At 64.8% G+C, this 16,244-nt stretch carries 18 protein-coding genes; 7 read left to right on the top strand and 11 right to left on the bottom strand.

The genetic code is table 11. From position 1 onward, the window contains the following. Window positions 1–9: 9 nt before the first annotated feature. Genes AC0SZ7_RS22440 through AC0SZ7_RS22430 form a run of 3 tightly spaced genes read right to left on the bottom strand, consistent with a single transcriptional unit; the run spans window position 10 to window position 3,916 of the window. Window positions 10–210: a DUF1656 domain-containing protein gene (locus AC0SZ7_RS22440; protein WP_475506421.1), complete on the bottom strand. Its 201-nt coding sequence runs from the start codon at window positions 208–210 to the stop codon at window positions 10–12. A gap of 3 nt (window positions 211–213) precedes the next feature. Further along, the gene (locus AC0SZ7_RS22435; protein ID WP_475506420.1) at window positions 214–2,394 is read right to left on the bottom strand and encodes an FUSC family protein; all 2,181 of its coding nucleotides are present in this window, start codon (window positions 2,392–2,394) and stop codon (window positions 214–216) included. Between the two features lie 10 nt (window positions 2,395–2,404). Beyond that, window positions 2,405–3,916, bottom strand: coding sequence for an efflux transporter outer membrane subunit (locus AC0SZ7_RS22430; protein ID WP_475506419.1), 1,512 nt, complete (start codon window positions 3,914–3,916; stop codon window positions 2,405–2,407). Window positions 3,917–4,103: 187 nt separating this feature from the next. Between AC0SZ7_RS22430 and AC0SZ7_RS22425 the strand changes: the two genes are divergently transcribed. Continuing rightward, window positions 4,104–5,051, top strand: coding sequence for a LysR family transcriptional regulator (locus AC0SZ7_RS22425; protein WP_475506418.1), 948 nt, complete (start codon window positions 4,104–4,106; stop codon window positions 5,049–5,051). A 145-nt stretch (window positions 5,052–5,196) separates the two neighbouring features. Next, window positions 5,197–6,171, top strand: coding sequence for a 2-hydroxyacid dehydrogenase (locus tag AC0SZ7_RS22420; protein ID WP_475506417.1), 975 nt, complete (start codon window positions 5,197–5,199; stop codon window positions 6,169–6,171). Here AC0SZ7_RS22420 and AC0SZ7_RS22415 read toward each other — a convergent pair whose 3' ends face one another. Next, the gene (locus AC0SZ7_RS22415; protein ID WP_475506416.1) at window positions 6,172–7,074 is read right to left on the bottom strand and encodes a DMT family transporter; all 903 of its coding nucleotides are present in this window, start codon (window positions 7,072–7,074) and stop codon (window positions 6,172–6,174) included. It abuts the gene before it with no gap. Window positions 7,075–7,204: 130 nt separating this feature from the next. Between AC0SZ7_RS22415 and AC0SZ7_RS22410 the strand changes: the two genes are divergently transcribed. Next, the gene (locus tag AC0SZ7_RS22410; protein ID WP_475506415.1) at window positions 7,205–8,080 is read left to right on the top strand and encodes a helix-turn-helix transcriptional regulator; all 876 of its coding nucleotides are present in this window, start codon (window positions 7,205–7,207) and stop codon (window positions 8,078–8,080) included. Here the strand turns inward: AC0SZ7_RS22410 and AC0SZ7_RS22405 are convergent. The 3 genes from AC0SZ7_RS22405 to AC0SZ7_RS22395 are packed head-to-tail and all read right to left on the bottom strand — an operon-like array spanning window position 8,077 to window position 10,258. Next, a complete protein-coding gene (locus tag AC0SZ7_RS22405; protein ID WP_475506523.1) occupies window positions 8,077–8,403 on the bottom strand; it encodes a DUF3325 domain-containing protein in 327 nt (108 codons plus the stop codon). The genes AC0SZ7_RS22410 and AC0SZ7_RS22405 overlap by 4 nt on opposite strands. After that, window positions 8,403–9,956 carry a PepSY-associated TM helix domain-containing protein gene (locus AC0SZ7_RS22400; protein ID WP_475506414.1) on the bottom strand — a complete coding sequence of 518 codons (1,554 nt, stop codon included), beginning with the start codon at window positions 9,954–9,956 and terminating at the stop codon, window positions 8,403–8,405. Before AC0SZ7_RS22400 ends, AC0SZ7_RS22405 begins: the two co-directional genes overlap by 1 nt. Continuing rightward, window positions 9,953–10,258 (bottom strand): DUF3649 domain-containing protein, encoded by a 306-nt coding sequence (locus AC0SZ7_RS22395; RefSeq protein ID WP_475506413.1) that lies wholly within the window; start codon window positions 10,256–10,258, stop codon window positions 9,953–9,955. Before AC0SZ7_RS22395 ends, AC0SZ7_RS22400 begins: the two co-directional genes overlap by 4 nt. A 253-nt stretch (window positions 10,259–10,511) precedes the next feature. Here AC0SZ7_RS22395 and AC0SZ7_RS22390 point away from each other — a divergent pair, with 253 nt between their 5' ends. The 3 genes from AC0SZ7_RS22390 to AC0SZ7_RS22380 all read left to right on the top strand — a co-directional run bounded on the left by AC0SZ7_RS22390 (window position 10,512) and on the right by AC0SZ7_RS22380 (window position 12,019). Further along, a complete protein-coding gene (locus AC0SZ7_RS22390) occupies window positions 10,512–10,916 on the top strand; it encodes an HPF/RaiA family ribosome-associated protein (RefSeq protein WP_475506412.1) in 405 nt (134 codons plus the stop codon). A 243-nt stretch (window positions 10,917–11,159) separates the two neighbouring features. Further along, a complete protein-coding gene (locus AC0SZ7_RS22385) occupies window positions 11,160–11,489 on the top strand; it encodes a DUF3509 domain-containing protein (RefSeq protein ID WP_475506411.1) in 330 nt (109 codons plus the stop codon). 200 nt (window positions 11,490–11,689) lie between these two features. Further along, window positions 11,690–12,019, top strand: coding sequence for a YXWGXW repeat-containing protein (locus tag AC0SZ7_RS22380; protein WP_475506410.1), 330 nt, complete (start codon window positions 11,690–11,692; stop codon window positions 12,017–12,019). A gap of 11 nt (window positions 12,020–12,030) precedes the next feature. On the opposite strand, the gene AC0SZ7_RS22375 is transcribed toward AC0SZ7_RS22380, so the two are convergent. After that, on the bottom strand, window positions 12,031–12,519 hold the full coding sequence (locus tag AC0SZ7_RS22375; RefSeq protein ID WP_475506409.1) for a phosphate-starvation-inducible protein PsiE: 489 nt from the start codon (window positions 12,517–12,519) through the stop codon (window positions 12,031–12,033). 205 nt (window positions 12,520–12,724) lie between these two features. On the opposite strand from AC0SZ7_RS22375, the gene AC0SZ7_RS22370 reads away from it, so the two are divergent. Then, a complete protein-coding gene (locus tag AC0SZ7_RS22370) occupies window positions 12,725–12,988 on the top strand; it encodes a YebG family protein (RefSeq protein WP_027979086.1) in 264 nt (87 codons plus the stop codon). Window positions 12,989–13,052: 64 nt separating this feature from the next. On the opposite strand, the gene AC0SZ7_RS22365 is transcribed toward AC0SZ7_RS22370, so the two are convergent. Genes AC0SZ7_RS22365 through pdhA form a run of 3 tightly spaced genes read right to left on the bottom strand, consistent with a single transcriptional unit; the run spans window position 13,053 to window position 16,240 of the window. Then, a complete protein-coding gene (locus AC0SZ7_RS22365; protein ID WP_475506408.1) occupies window positions 13,053–14,153 on the bottom strand; it encodes a dihydrolipoamide acetyltransferase family protein in 1,101 nt (366 codons plus the stop codon). Window positions 14,154–14,163: 10 nt separating this feature from the next. Beyond that, window positions 14,164–15,150, bottom strand: a complete 987-nt coding sequence (locus AC0SZ7_RS22360) for an alpha-ketoacid dehydrogenase subunit beta (RefSeq protein WP_475506407.1) — start codon at window positions 15,148–15,150, stop codon at window positions 14,164–14,166. Further along, a complete protein-coding gene (gene pdhA / locus AC0SZ7_RS22355; protein WP_475506406.1) occupies window positions 15,143–16,240 on the bottom strand; it encodes a pyruvate dehydrogenase (acetyl-transferring) E1 component subunit alpha in 1,098 nt (365 codons plus the stop codon). Before pdhA ends, AC0SZ7_RS22360 begins: the two co-directional genes overlap by 8 nt. Window positions 16,241–16,244 lie beyond the last annotated feature (4 nt).

Below are 16,244 nucleotides of genomic sequence, written 5' to 3'. Positions count from 1 at the left end.
AAGTCGGTCTCAACGGTAAACGGTTAGCGCCATGGCGCCGAACAGGCAGACGAACAGGCTCAGGCGCAGCAGCGCCGGGTGCCAGAAGAAGCGGTACAGGTCCAGGCCGCTGATAAAGCGGTCCAGCACCCAGCCCACGCCCAGGGCAATCAGGAACATCAGGGTCATGGTCGGCATGTACACGCCATGAAAGGCTATTTCGCGAGGCATGGGTCAGTCCTTGGGCGGGCGCGGCGGCGCCAGCTCGGCAAGCGGTGATTGCGGGTCCAGCAGGGAGCTGCGGATGAAGTGCAGGTAGCTTTGCACCCGGCGCAGCGCCGAGGTATCGAAGTGCCGGGCGAACGGCTCGTCCGTGTCGCGCACGCAGTAGATAGCCTGGTCCACCGCCGCCAGGCTGCGCTCGAGGTTGGCGCGGCTGGGCTGGATGAACAGGCGAATCAACGAACGGCCCATGACGCGGATGGCCTGGCGCCACGGCTGCGACTCGGCGTAGGCCGGGTGCACCGGCAGCACCGCCTGCTCGCGGCGCAGCTCGATGATGGCGTGGCCGATCTCCAGCACCACGAACATCCAGCGCAGCAGATTGCGCTGCACCTCGGGCTTGCCGGCGGCCAGGCCGTAAGCCTGGTTGAGCACGTCGCGGGTGCGGCTTTCGAACGCCGAGCCCAGGCCGCGCAGCTTGCCGCTGATGGCAAACACCACCTGCTCGCGCAGGTTGTGCTCCAGGCGCTGCCACAGCCAGCGGCTGTTGGGCGGCAGGATGATGGCGCCGGCGGCGGCACAGGCGAGCATGCCGAGGATCATGCCGATGTAGTCGTTGATGAAACCGTAGGCGTTGTACACCGTGAGGTTGTCGGGCACCGAGCCGATCGAGAAGAAAATCAGCAGGCCCAGGCCGTACCCTGCCCACTGCGGGCGCGAGGCCAGGAAGGCGCCGAACACCAGCACCGGCGCCAGCACCATGCACAGCAGCGGGAAACCGTCGATCCAGGGGAACACGAAGAAGGTTTCGGCAAAGCCCACCACCGCGCCCAGCATGGTCCCGCAGGCCATCTGGAAAGACATGCGCTTGGGGTTCGGCGCCGCTGCCGACAGGCCCACGGTGGCCGCAGCCACCAGGGTCATGGTGGCGCCACTGGGCCAGGCGGTAGCCACCCAATAACTGCCCAGCAGGCCCAGCACCGACATGGCCCGCACCGCCGCTGCCGCCGACACCCACCAGCTGGTCTGGGGCATGAACGGCTCGTCCCAGCTTTCGCGCACGTGAGTATGGTCAGCCAGCGAGGCGTGGGTCTGGGCGTAGCTGTGCAGCTCGTCGACGAAGCGGTACAGCAGCTCGTAGGCGGTGTGGAAGTCCAGCAGGTCGTGCTCGCTGGGCGCGCTCTCGACGAAGATGGCCCGCAGGCGGCGCACGTGGGACGGCAACTCGGCCTTGTAGGTGGACAGCTGTTCGGTGAGGCGCTTGGCATCGTCCACGGTGAGCGCGCGGCCGGCAAAACCGTCCAGCAGCACTGCCAGCGCCTGCAGGCCGGGCTCGATGGCGGTGACCACCTCGGCATGGCCGCGGCCACGAATGCGTTCCAGCAACTGGTGCAAGGCGTTGAAGCGCGTGGTGATGGCCATGAACTCGCTGTTCAGGCGGCTGACCCGGCCACTGCGGCGGCGCATGTGCGGGTCTTCGAAGGCCACCACGCCACGCAGGCTTTCCAGGCCCACGGCTTCGGAGATGAAGCGCACGTTGGTGCTTTCAAAAGTGGTTCGTTGGCTGGCGCCGCGCAGGCCTTCGGCGACGAAACCGGCGAACACGCCAAAGCGCTGGTACATGGCGTTGCGCATGGAGGCACTGGCCGACTGCGGCAATATCGCCGCGCTGACCGCCGTGGAAACAATCAGCCCCAGGGAAATTTCCAGCACCCGCCACATGGCGGCCATGAACGCCCCTTCCGGGTGCGCCAGGGCCGGCAGACCGATGAACGCCGCCGTGTAGCCAGCCAGCACGAAGCCGTAGCCCTTGAAGTTGCGGTGGCGCACGGCGCCGGCCGAACAGATACCGAACCAGATCACCAGGCTAGGCAGGAACAGCTCGGTGTTCTGCGCGAACAGCGCAATCAACAGCACCGTGACCACGGAGCCGGCGATGGTGCCCAGGAACCGGTAGAAGCTTTTCGCGAACACATGGCCGCTTTGCAGCTGCATGACGATGAACACGGTGATCATCGCCGTGCGCGGCTGCGGCAGTTCCAGGCGCATGGCCAGCCACAGGGTGAGGAACGCCGCCAACAGGGTCTTGAAGATATACACACAGGTAACGCCGTCGCTGCGCGCCCACTCGAAGAAGCCACGGCGCCACTGCAGCGAGCCGAGCCGGCGCAGCGGTGCAGACAGAGAAGTCATGATCGATCCGTCAGTGGTTAAGGATGGCCAGGGCCGCCGGGGTTTTCGGCGCCGCGGTCTTGGCGTCGCTCGGCACGTCGTTGCCGGCCTGCAGCCCGCCGCCCAATGCCGTCACCAGTTCAGCCTGGGCGGTGAGCCGCGCGGCCTGCACCTGCTGCTGCACCTGCTGCTGGTGGAACAGTTGGGTCTGGGCGTTGAGCACGTTGAGGAAGTCGGTCAGGCCGCGCTGGAACGCCACCTGGGCAATGTCGTAGGTCTTCTGCGCCGAGGCCACCGATTGGGCGGCGAACGCTTGCTGCTTGTCCATGGACTCGCGGCGGATCAGTTGGTCGGAGATGTTCTTCAGGGCATCGACCAGGGTCTGATTATAGTGCGCCACGGCAATGTCATAGCCGGCCGAGGCTTCACCCAACTGCGAGCGCAGCCGGCCGCCGTCGAAGATCGGCAGGCTGACGGCCGGGCCCACGGTATAGCTGAGCTTGGAGGCGCTCAGGAAGCCGAGCATGCTGCCACCAGTAGCCATGTAGCCAAGGCTGGCGGTCAGGTCGACGTTGGGGTAGAAACCGGCATGCGCCACGTCGATGCCACGGGCCTGGGCCGCCACTTGCCAGCGGCTGGCGACCACGTCGGGGCGCTGGCCGAGCAGTTCGGCCGGCAGCGCCGACGGCAGTTTCAGCGGCGCGCCCAGGGCCAGGGTCGGCCGTTGCAGGCGTGCGCCGTCACCCGGGCCCTTGCCAGCCAAAGCGGCCAGCTGGTTGCGGCTCAGGGCAATTTCTTCATCCAGGGCGTCGATCTGGCGCTGGGTTTCGGGCAGCGGCGTCTGCGCCTGGCTGACCTCGAACTGGGTGCCGATGCCATGGTCGAGGCGTTTTTGCGCCAGCTGCAAGATTTGCTGCTGTTGCACCAGGGTGGCCTGGACGATGTCGCGCTGGGCGAAATGCAGCGACAGCTCGATGTACGCCTTGACGATGTTGTTGGTCAGCTCCAGCTGCGCCTGGCGGGCCTGGGCCACGCTCATGTGGGCCATGTCCACGGCCTGTTCGGTGGCGTTGCGGTCGCGCCCCCACAGGTCCAGGTCATAGCTGAAGCCCAGGCTGGTGGTGTTGTCCCAGTCAGTCACGCCGGCAAGCTCGCCGGGGCCATAGAAGTTGTCGGTCGGCCATTTGTGCCGGGTCATCGAACCCTTGCCGTTGATTTGCACGGACTCGGCCGACTCGGCCACGCCAGCCATGGCCTTGGCCTGGCGCACGCGGGCGGCGGCCATGGCCAGGGTCGGGCTGCCTTGCAGCGCGGTGTCCAGCCACTGGTTCAACTGCACGTCACCATAGGCACGCCACCATTGGCTGGCAGGCCAGTGCGCGTCCTTGGCGGCGGCCTGGATGGCTTCGTCGGTGGCCAGGGTGTTGGCGGACAGGGCCTTGCCTTGCGGGGCGATGCCTCCTGTGCCGATGCAGCCGCTGATGGTCAAAGTTAAGGCCAAAACGCTGAAAGCATTCAGCTTTCCAAATATGCGACGCGGCACAGCTGCTAATTCCTGACTGAAAGAGAGGGGATTGCCTTGAGACGCCGATTCTAGGGGGTGAAACGGGCGCCGATAAGCAGGTGTTCGTGTGAATCTTTGTTACGGAAAAAGCGATAATCGGTATAAAGCAGCGAGACGACAATTGTTACTTCATGCGACAATTTGCCGTCTATTTAGAGAGTGACCCATGGACACCCTGCAAAACATGCGTGCTTTCAGTTGCGTGGCCGAAGCAGGCAGTTTCACTGCCGCCGCCGTGCAGCTCGATACAACCACCGCCAACGTGTCGCGGGCGGTTTCCAATCTCGAAGCGCATCTGCAAACCCGTCTGCTCAACCGCACCACGCGCCGCATTGCCCTGACCGAAGCGGGCAAGCGCTACCTGCTGCGCTGCGAGCAGATCCTGGCCTACGTCGAAGAAGCCGAGGCGGAAGCCAGCGACGCCCACGCCCGGCCAGCCGGCCAGCTGAAAGTGCACACCATGACCGGTATCGGCATGCACTTCGTGATCGACGCCATTGCCCGGTACCGCAAGACCCACCCGGACGTAACCTTCGACCTTACCCTTGCAAACCGCGTACCGGACCTGCTGGACGAGGGCTACGACGTGTCCATCGTGCTGGCCAGCGAGCTGCCCGACTCGGGCTTCGTGTCCCAGCGCCTGGGCATCACCTACAGCATCGTCTGCGCCTCGCCCGAGTACGTGAAGGCCCACGGCGCCGCGCGCAAGCCCAGCGACCTGATGTCCCACGCCTGCCTGCGGCTGATCAGCCCGGTGGTGCAGCTGGAGAAATGGCTGTTCGACGGCCCCGAAGGCCAGGAGATGGTCAACATCAGCAATGCACCGTTCCAGGTCAATTCCGCCGACGCGATGAAAAGCGCGATCATCAGCGGCATGGGCGTGGGCGTGCTGCCCATCTACGCGGCTATCGACGGCCTGCGCAACGGCACCCTGGTGCGGATGTTGCCCGACTACCGGTTGCAGGAGCTGAACCTGTACGCCATCTACCCGTCGCGCCAGTACCTGGATGCGAAGATCAAGACCTGGGTGGAGTACCTGCGCGGCTCGTTGCCGGACATTCTGGCGGCGCATGAGCCACACCTGACGCCCCATGAGTTGAATATGGCGATTTGAGCGAAACCTGTGGGAGCTGGCTTGCCAGCGAGCTTTTCAAAACGCAAAAGCTCGCTGGCAAGCCAGCTCCCACAAGGTTTGTGTCGACAAGGGCGGGAATGTTAGCGTGCTCACATTCTTCACCCGACTGTCGAGAACAAGCCCAATGAAAAAGACCGTACTTGCCTTCAGCCGCATCACCCCGCCCATGGTCGAGCGCCTGCAGCAAGATTTCGACGTGATAGTGCCCAACCCCAAGCAGGGTGACATCGCCGCACAGTTCGACGAAGCCCTGCCCCACGCCCATGGCCTGATCGGCGCCGGCCGCCCGTTGGGCGCCAAGCAGCTGGCCAGCGCCAGCAAGCTGGAAGTGGTGTCGAGCGTTTCAGTGGGCTACGACAACTACGACGTCGCCTACTTCAACGAACGCGGCATCATGCTTACCAACACCCCCGACGTGCTCACCGAAAGCACCGCCGACCTGGGCTTCTCGCTGATCATGAGCAGCGCCCGCCGCGTCGCCGAACTGGATGCCTGGACCAAGGCCGGCGAATGGAAAGCCACCGTTGGCCCCAACCTGTTCGGCACTGATGTGTACGGCAAGACCCTGGGCATCGTCGGCATGGGCAACATTGGCGCAGCCATCGCCCGCCGCGGCCGCCTGGGCTTCAACATGCCCATCCTGTACAGCGGCAACAGCCGCAAGACCGCCCTCGAACAAGAGCTGGGCGCGCAGTTCCGCAGCCTCGACCAGCTGCTGGCCGAAGCCGACTTCGTCTGCCTGGTGGTACCGCTGAGCGAGAAAACCAAGCACCTGATCAGCCACCGCGAATTGGCGCTGATGAAGCCATCCGCCATTCTGGTGAACATCGCCCGTGGGCCGATCGTCGACGAACCGGCGCTGATCGAAGCGTTGCAGAAAGGCACCATCCGTGGCGCCGGCCTGGACGTGTACGAGAAGGAACCGCTGGGCGAATCGCCGCTGTTCCAACTGAAGAACGCCGTGACCCTGCCGCACATCGGCTCGGCCACCTCGGAAACCCGCGAAGCCATGGCCAACCGTGCCATGGATAACCTGACCGCAGCGCTGAAAGGCCAGCGCCCGCAGGACCTGGTGAACCCGCAGGTGTTCAAGGGCTGATCAGGCCCATTTGCCGCCGGCCAACACGGCCGGTGGCTTCGGCTTGCGAAACACCAGCACATTCCCCGCCATCACCAGCACCAGCCCCGCCAGGGCCGGCGCCGTCCATTGATACCCTTCGGCAAACGCCGACACGTTCAACGCCACTAGCGGGAACAGCACCGTGCAGTACGCCGCCCGTTCCGGCCCCATGCGCCCCACCAGGGTGAGGTAGGCAGTAAAGCCGATCACCGAGCCGGGTATCACCAGGTACAGCAGCGAGCCGATGTATTGCACGCTCCAGTCGACGCTGAACGGCACGCCGCGCACCAGGCAATAGCCCGCCAGCATCACCGAGCCATAGAGCATGCCCCAGGCGTTGGTGGTCAGCGGCCTCAGGCCGCCTTTCTGCTGCAGGCTGGACAGCATGTTGCCCGCCGAAAAACACAGCGTGCCAAGCAAGGCGAGCCCCAAGCCAATCAGGGTTTCGCGGCTGGCCGAATGCCCGGCAAGCTCTGGCCAGAACAGCAACCCCAGCCCCGCCAACCCCAAGGCGCCACCGCCCAGCACGTTGGTGGCGATACGCTGGCCGAAGAATACCCGGGCATTGAGCGCATTCCACAGCGTGGCCGTGGAGAACAACACCGCCACCAGGCCGCTGGGCACCCACTGGCTGGCGGTCAGGAAGCACATGAAGTTGATGCAGAACAGGCACAGCCCCTGGGCCAGGCAGATCAGGTGGCCGCGACGGTTCATGGGTTGCAGCCGCCGGCTGAGCAGCAGGATGGCGAACAGCACCAGCGCCGCCAGGGCAAAGCGGTAGACGATGGACACCGGGATGGCCACCACGCCCAGTTGCAGCTTGAGGGCGAGCCAGGTGGTGCCCCAGATGAGGACGGTGAGCAGGTAGAGAAACAGGTTCATGACAGCGCTCCTTGTGGCAGCCCAGTGTCCCAGCGGGCGGCACCAGGCACTTGCCAATTCTTGCGCTTTTCATCGCCCGCACCCTGCCACGCGCCTGCGCTGCGAGTACCATGCCCGCAGAGGATTCCCCATGACCGCCAACCCGCACATCCAGGTGTTCCAATGCCTGCACCGCTCCCCCCACGCGCGCCTGGAGCAAAGCGCGGCGCTGGGCGACGGGCTGGTGGCGGCGTTGTGGAACAACCGCCACGATTCGCAGCATTACCAGGCGCCCAGCCATCACACGCTGTCCTGCTACGTGGCTGGCGGCACGGGCACGTTCCGCACCGATGCACCGGGGCGCAAGGGTGCGCCGGACAAGCTGTGCACGCTGCCCGCGGGGCAGGATTCGGCGTGGGTGGTGAATGGCGAGTTGCGCCTGGCGCACCTGTATTTCACCGAGCAGCAGTTCGCCCTGGGCTGCGTGACGCTGCTGGACCGCGAGCCGCGGGAGATGCAGCTGCGCGAGCTGACATTTCTCGACGATCCCTACCAGGTCGTGCGTTTTCGCCAATTGATTGCGCTGGACTGGCAGGAGCCGGCAGAGCGCCTGCTGGGCACCAGCCTGGCCCATGAGCTGCTCAGCCACACGCTGTTGAACCAGGCCGGTTTGCGTGACGGGGTGCGGGTAAACGGCGGTCTGGCCGGCCACCACCGGCGACGGTTGGTGGCGCATGTGGACGGCGCGCTGGACCAACCGCTGACCCTGGGCGAGCTGGCCGGCCTGTGCAACCTGTCCGAATACCATTTCGCGCGCATGTTCCGCGCCAGTTTCGGCCTGCCGCCGCACCAGTACGTGCTGGCGCGGCGCATGGCGCGGGCGTGCGCGTTGTTGCGCGGCAGCCGGCTGGCGGTGGGTGATATTGCCCTGGCGTGCGGATTCGCCAGCGCCAGCCATTTCAGCAATCGCTTCAGGCAGGCATTGAACGCCTCCCCCGTCAGCTACCGGGCGGCCTTCCTGGGTTAAAGGGCGATGCCCAGCAACGGCGCCAACGGCACGCCGGCGGCAGCCAGGCCCAGGGCCAGGCGCGGACGGTATGGCAACAGGAACACCAACAGCATCGCGCTGCCCATCAGCCCTGCGCACCAGTGCACCAGGCCCATGCTCCAGCCGCCATCGGCGTGCACTGCCGCCGCCAGGGCGCTGGCCAACAGCAGCGCCCCGCCAAGGCGCAGCACCAGCCCTACCCGCGCTTGCAGCGCACGGCCCGTGAGGTCGCGGTAATGGCGGTCCATGGCCAGGCACAGGCTGGTGAAGCCCGAATAACACAGCAGCGCGATCATCGGCATCATGACGGTTCGCCCTCGGCCTTGAGTACCACCTTGCGCGCGCTTTTCACCGGCGCCTGGCGCCATAGCTTGCGCACCGCCCAGGCCATCAGCAGGCCCCAGCCCAGCGCGCCGAGGTCGACCCCGGCCATGGCCCAGTCGCCGCCGGCCAGGGAGTGATTCAAGCCGTGGGCGGTGGTCAGCGCGTTCAGCAGCGGCACCCCGGCAAACAGCAGCGCCCCCAGCCCCAGCTGCTCCAGCCATGCCTGGCGTGCCGGGCGCAGCGCCGCGTGCAACGCCGACAGGCCCCAGACCCAGAAGAACAACCGCACTTCCAGGTCGCTGCGGCCCGCCAGGTCCACCGGCAGCAAGCGGTTGGCCCAGAAAAAGCCGGCCACGGCCAGCAGCAGGCCGGCCATGCTCATGATGTTGAGCACCGCCACCAGCCGCAGGTGAAACGGCTGGCGCGCACTTTTGGCGTGCTTGAGCTGGCGCTTGCCCAGCCACATCACCAGCCCTGTACCGATCATGGCCGTGCCGCCGATGCCGGCGAGGAAGTACAGCCACCGCAGGCCTGCACCGGCAAAGTGGCCCATGTGCAGGCCATACAGGCCGCCAGCGATCACCAGCGGCAGGCTGCTGACCTGGCTGTCGGACCGCAGCGTGCCGCTGACGCCGTCGAACACCAGGCCCTGGCCGATCTGATGGACGATGCGGTCAGCGCCATGGCGGCCGAATATCACCGAGGCGTTGGCGTCGCCTGGGTGGTCAACCTCCACCAGGCCCAGTTGACTGCCGGGCGCGTGCTGGCGAAACCGCGTATACAGATCGGCCAACGGCACCAGCGCGGCGGGTTGATTGGCAGCGGCCGGCACGTTCGAAGTGGGCATCAGCTCGGCGAACACCGAACCGGTCTGCGAGCCGTACTGGGCCAGGATATTGGCCGGCAACAGCATGGTCATGAAAATCACCAGGCTGCTGTAGGTGATCATCAGGTGAAACGGCAGCACCAGCACGCCCACGGCGTTGTGCCCGTCCAGCCAGGAACGCTGGCCCTTGCGCGGGCGGAAAGTGAAGAACTCCTTGAAGATTTTCTTGTGGGTGATGATGCCGCTGACCAGCGTGGCCAGCATCACCAGCGCGCACAGGCTGGCCAGCCAGCGCCCCCAGGGGTACGGCAGTTGCAGCTGGAAATGGAAACGGTAGAAGAACTCGCCGCCCATTGACTCGCGGGCGGTGACCGCCTGGCCGCTGTGGGCATCGAGGCTCACTTGCTGGAATTTGCCTGTGGCGTCCGGGTACATCAGGCCGATGTCCGGCTGGCGGGCATCGGGCACGGTGATGTACCACACCGACGCCTGCGGCGCATTGGCTTGCAGGTAGGCCTGGGCATGGCCCAGGCTGGCTGCAGCGTCCAGCGGGTAGGCGGCGATTTCGGGGTGGGTCCAGTGGCTGATCTCGTCCTTGAAATACGACAATGTGCCGGTGAGGAAAATGGCGAACAGCAGCCAGCCGAACACCAGGCCCGCCCAGGTGTGCAGCCAGGCCATGGCCTGGCGAAAACCTTCTTTCATGTGTGCTGCATCCAGTACGACAGTCCATTGATCGCCAACAGCACCAGGCTTGGCACCAGCAGGCCCAGCCAGGCCCGCGCGGCAGTACGGCAGGCAAAGCACCAGAGCACCGCCACCACATACACCAGGAACGACAGCATCATGCCGCTGACCATGGCTTCGGCCCGCGCCAGCGGCATCAGCGCCGCCAGGCTGATGCCCGCCAGCGAGGCCAGCACGTAGCCACCAAGCGCCGCTGCGACAATGCGCGAGCAGACGCCCAGGCGGTAGGCAACCGGCAGGCCGGCAGAGGGGCTTTTCATGGCAGTGGCGGGCTCAAGGTAACAAAAAGGTCAAACTCCGATATTAATGATAAATATTCTCATGCGCAAAGAAATCCGCTCGCCGTGACGCAGGCTTCCGCAGCTGCTACAGGTCAATGGAAATGGCGTTACTGAATATTTATCTTCATCAGGGGGTTGAATTGTTCGGCCAAGTGCCCGACCTTGTAATCAAGAGGCGCTGATTTCCACCCTCGGCGCATCTCTTGCGAGCTAGCTGAATAAGGGATGAACTATGCAAATCCAAGTCAATAGCGACAACCATATTCAAAGCAGCATCCGACTGGAGGAGTGGGTACGCAGTACCGTAGAAAGCACGCTCGACCGCTACGAAGAAGACCTCACCCGCATCGAGGTTCACCTGGCCGATGAAAACGGCGACAAGCCCGGCCCGCACGACAAGCGCTGCCAGATGGAAGCGCGGCCAAAAGGCCACCAACCGATTTCCGTGACCCACAAGGCCGCCACGCTGGATCAGGCAGTGGATGGCGCCGCCACCAAACTTTCCCACGCCCTGGAACACCTGTTCGGCAAGCTGCGCAGCAAACGCGCGGTGAATAGCCAGAATGGTGCAGGCAGTGAAACCGATGCCCTGTTACAGGAAGAATTCCTGGAAAACGAACAGGTACTCAACAGCTAGACACAACCTGTAACGAAGAAAGGCGAGCCCACCATGGCTCGCCTTTTTTGTGCCTGCAACCCTGTGGGAGCTGGCTTGCCAGCGAGTTTTCCGGCGCCTGAACAGCTCGCTGGCATGCCAGCACCCACACCCTGCCGATGTTCGCGGCATGGCCCTTGCTTCGTACTCAATGGTCTGGAGGGTCGAACTAACGTGAAAACACCCAGTCAATTGATGCACGTCTTACATCTCAGGTGACGCACCATGGAAAACCCCTTTCAAGCGATCAGCGATGCCTTCCAGCCCGAATACCGGGTCAACCTCAGCATCGAACGCCTCGACGGCAGCATCATGCTGACCCTGTCCAATGAAACCGGGGTAGTGGCCAAACGAATGATCAGCGCCGCCCAGCGCAACGACCCCAAGCGGGTGCAGCGGCTGATTGAAAGCATCAAGTTCGGCATCGCCATCGAGCAAGGCCATAGCGCCATGGAGATCCTGGCCGCCATGACCGACGGTGACGCCCTGAAACTGCCCACGCCGCCTGCCAAGGGCTGGCTGAGCAACAAGCCCGGGCTGCAAGTGGGCATCTGACAACCCGCTCCACCCCCCTTCCGACTTTGCGCAAACCCTCGGCCTTTAGGCGGGGGCGGGTTTGCCGTGTGCCAGCCTTTTGCCCGGTTGCCTGAACGCCGCCTGTACCACCACGCGGCCGCAGGTAAAGGCGCTGGGCGGCGCGCCAGAGCTGCTGTAGTTTTCAAGTTCGTTACAGAAAATTACAAGAGGTAGACACTATGCTGATGCGAAGCATCGCCCTGCTGGCCATTGTCGCCGCCACCGCTGGCTGCGTTGAAGAACGCGTGGTCCATGACCGCCGCCCCGTACACCGCGAATACGTTGAAGTGGTAGCGCCGCAAGCACCGCCGGTGCAGGTCATCGAGGAAGAGCCGGGGCCACGCCAGGGCTATGTATGGGCCCGCGGCTACTGGGCCTGGGAAGGCGGCCGCTACGTACCGGTACGCGGCCATTGGGAGCCGCTGCGCCCCGGCTACCGCTACGTGCACCCGCACTGGGTGCAGACCCGTGACGGCTGGCACTGGCGCCAGGGCGGCTGGGTGAACTGAGCCCCAGGGACTCAGGTCTCGCCTTTTTCCTCGGTGAGTGCACCCTTGGTCATGGCGTCCGGGTCGGGGACCTTGGCCGAGGGGTACTGGGACGAGGCGTAGCGCACCACCAGAATGGCGAATGCCAGCAACAGAATGGCGCCCGACAGGTACACCACGCCCAGGTCGGCCGGGCCGTGGTGCGACACGTCGGAGATCAGCAGGCGGGTCAGCGCCGTGATGGCCACGTAGATCAGGAAGCGCACAGGCATGTGGTTGGTCTTGAAATAGATGCCCACCATGGCACCCAATTCCAGGTAGATGAACAGCAGCAGAATGTCATCGACCATGATGTTGCCCTTCTCCACCATGCCCAGGAACGCCACCACGGCGGCCCATGCGGTGATGGCACCAATGGCGAACAGCGCCAGGTAGTGGAAGGTCTCGACCAGCAGGTTGCCCAGGGAGCCGGCCAGGTTGTGGACGTTCTTGCGCATGGCGTCAGCCCAATTGATTTTCACGGTGCAGGTTCCTTGACTCGTGGGGTGCGGATGCTTTCATTGTGCATCAGCAGCCTGGGCTTGCGGTGAAGGCATTTTGTCTCACCCCGCGGCAACACTGATTAAATTGCCACTATCCAGCGGCAGCGAAATCCCTTATCCTTTCACTGTATAAACAACCAGTGGTCGAAATCGACAACTTTCGTAAAGGCATGTGAGGTGGTGAATGGCCGTCGAAGTGGTATACCGCAGCAGCCGAGATCTGGAGCGTCTGTTCATGGATAAAGCCGAAGCTGACCGTCATGACAAAATGCTCGAGCTCGCTGAGCTGCTCGCAGAAGTCCTGAAAAAGGCAGTCCCGTCCCTGACCGAGCAACAGGTTGAAGACGCGGGCATCTACATGGCCAAGAACCGCGATGTGTTCGCCAAGGCGTTCAAAAGCCAGCCCGACGCGCTGAATGAATTGATCAGCGGCGAAGGCGCCGAGTAAATCCCTTCGCAACCGCGGTGTATTGTGGGAGCTGGCTTGCCAGCTCCCACAATTGAAGTTGCCGTTATGGTTGCTCCAACTCTTCCACCAACGCCCGCAGGAACCGCGCGGCCTCCCCGCCTGTCACCGCCCGGTGATCGAAGGTCAGCGACAGCGGCAGAATCGGGTGCACAACCACCTGCCCTGCTACCGCCACCGGCTCTTCGCGAATGCCACCCGCGCCAATGATCGCCACTTGCGGCGGTACCACCACGGGGTTGGCATAGCGCCCGAACAGGGTGCCGAAGTTCGACAACGTGATCGTCGCCCCCATCATTTCCTTCGCCGGAATGGAGCGCGCCTTGACGTCCGCACGCAACAGGTTCATGCCCTCCTTGAGGTCTTCGGCACTGCGGTTGCCGACATCGCGCAGCACCGGCACGAACAGCCCGTCGGGGGTGTCCACGGCAATGCCCAGGTCGAGTTTTTCATGGGTGCGGATGGCCAGGCTGCGGCCGTCGAACCAGCTATTAAGCACCGGTTCCACCTTGCAGGCAGCGGCCATGGCCTTGCCCAGCCGAATCAGCGGGTCGCGGGCCTGGCCCCAGCGGTGCAGGTCGGCGTCACCAAAGATGGTCACCGGCACTACTTCGGCGTGGGACTTGGCCATGTTCAACGCCATGCTACGGCGCACGCCGCGCAGCTTCTCGCCACCAAAGCGGTCCTGGGCGGTCTGCGCTGCGGCTTCGACGTCGGCGCGTGTCACCAGGCCATCGCTGCCCGAGCCAGCCAGCGCGGTCAGGTCGACGCCCAGTTGCCGGGCCAGTTGCCGCACCGCCGGGGTGGCACGGGTGGCCAGGTGTTCACGGGTGGAGGGCGCGGCGCCGACGAAGAACTGATCGGCGCTGGCACCGCCGCCTTCCAGCCGGCCAACCACGGTGCCGGCGTCGGCCTCACCTTCGTAGCCCAGCAGTGGTTCGCCCACGTGGAGAATGTCGCCTTCGCCCCCGAAGGTCTTGGCGACCACGCCGTCGTAGGGAGCGGGAATGTCCACCAGTGCCTTGGCGGTTTCCACCGACACCAGCAACTGGTCAGCCTTGACCGTATCGCCGGCCTTGACGTGCCATTGCACGATTTCGGCTTCTTGCAGGCCTTCGCCCAGGTCGGGCAGTTTGAAATATTTCATCGCAGCCTCCTCAGGCGAAATTCAGCACGGTGTCGCAAGCGTCGAGAATGTCTGGCACCGCCGGGATGTACAGCTGCTCAAGCTTGTACAACGGCGGCGGAATGTCCGGGGCGGTGACACGCTGAATGGGCGCCTGCAGGTCCAGCAAGGCGCGCTCGTAGAGGCTGGCGGCGATCTCTGCGCCCACCCCGCAGGAGCGCGGCGCTTCGTGGACGATGACGCAGCGGCCGGTCTTGCGCACCGAGGCTTCCAGGGTGTCCAGGTCCAGCGGTTTCACGCAGGCCACGTCGATGACTTCCGCCGCTATGCCGCGCTCGGCCAGGGCGTCGGCGGCCTGCAGGGTTTCATGCACGCTGGCGCCCCAGCTGATCAGGGTCAGGTCGCTGCCCTCGCGCAGGGTGAAGCAGGTGTCCAGCGGCAGGCGCTTGCCGTCGTCCACCAGCGGCTGCGGGTTCATGCGGTACAGGCGCGTGGGCTCCAGGAACAGTACCGGGTCGGGGTCGTCGATGGCCGCCAGCAACAGCCCGTAGGCACGTGCCGGTGACGACGGAATAACCACGCGCAGGCCGGGAATATGCGCGAACAATGCCTCGGTGCTTTCGCTGTGATGCTCGGGCGCGCGAATGCCCGCGCCCATGGGCGTGCGCAGCACCATCGGGCAGCTCAGGCGCCCGCGCGTGCGGTTGCGCATGCGGCTGGCGTGGGACACCAGGTGTTCCATGGTGGCGTAGATAAAGCCCATGAACTGGATTTCGACGATGGGTTTCAGGCCCTGGGCGGCCATGCCTATTACCAGGCCACCGAGCATGGTTTCCGCCAGCGGCGAATCGATCACGCGCTTGAAGCCGAAGCTGTCGCGCAGCCCCTGGGTGGCGCGGAACACGCCGCCGTTGACGCCCACGTCCTCGCCCAGCACCACCACGTTTTCGTCCTCGGCCATGGCCCGGTGCATGGCCAGGTTCACCGCTTCCAGCAGGCTGATCTTGTCGTTATTCATGGTTGGCACCTCCCTGGCGGCGCGCCACCCGCTCAAGAAAGTCCTCGCGCTGGTCGGCCAGCACCGCCGGCCACTTGGCGTACACATAATCCATTACCGACTCGGGCGCCTGGGTGCCCGCGCCCTCGAAGTTGTCGACGGACTGCTGCACCAGGCCCTGGCATTCGGCGATCAACGCCTGCTCGCGGCCCTCGTCCCATACGCCCTGCCCGGCCATGAACGATTGCAGGCGCTTGATCGGCTCTTCCTGCCAGGCCTGCTTCACCTCGTCGGCGCTGCGGTAGCGGGTGGCGTCGTCGGCGGTGGTGTGGTCGCCCAGCCGGTAGCTCAGGCACTCCAGCAGCACCGGGCCCTTGCCCTGGCGGGCGCGCTCCAGCGCCACCTGCATACGGTCATACACCGCGAGCATGTCGTTGCCATCCACCTGCTCGCCATGGAAGCCGGCGCCGATGGCCTTCTGTGCCAGCGTGGGCGCGCCACACTGGATGCGCCGCGGCACCGAAATGGCCCACTGGTTGTTGTTGATCACGAATACCACGGGCAACTGCCAGGCGCCGGCCACGTTGAGTGCTTCGAGGAAATCGCCCTTGCTGGTGGCGCCATCACCGCAGGTGGTCACGGCCACCCGGTGCTCGCCGCGAATCTTGAACGCGCTGGCCACGCCGCAGGCATGCAGGGCCTGGGTGGCGATGGGTACGCACAGCGGGAAGTCCTGGGCTACAGCGGGTTCGGCGTAATCGCTGCCGCGCTCATCGCCGCCCCAGTACAGCAAAATTTCTTCCATGCGCACGCCACGCATCAATTGCACGGCGGTGTCGCGGTAGTAAGGGATGAGCACGTCTTCGGCGTGCATCAGGCTGCCGATGGCCACGCCTATGGCTTCCTGGCCCAGGGTGGGTGCGTAGGTGCCGATGCGGCCGGTGCGCTGCAAGGCCACGGCCTTCTGGTCGAACAGGCGCGTCAGCACCATTTGCCGGTACAGGCGGGTCAGCAGGTTGAAGTCATCGGCCCAGGCGGGCAAGGGGCCCAGCAGGCGGCCGTCGGGGGAAAGGTAACGGGTATAGGAAACCTTGATCTTGTTGGAGGTCATTGCG

The organism is Pseudomonas sp. JC1203 (assembly GCF_056175065.1).
Note: the sequence above shows the minus strand (reverse complement) of the source record. Positions and strands in the feature narration are given on the sequence as shown.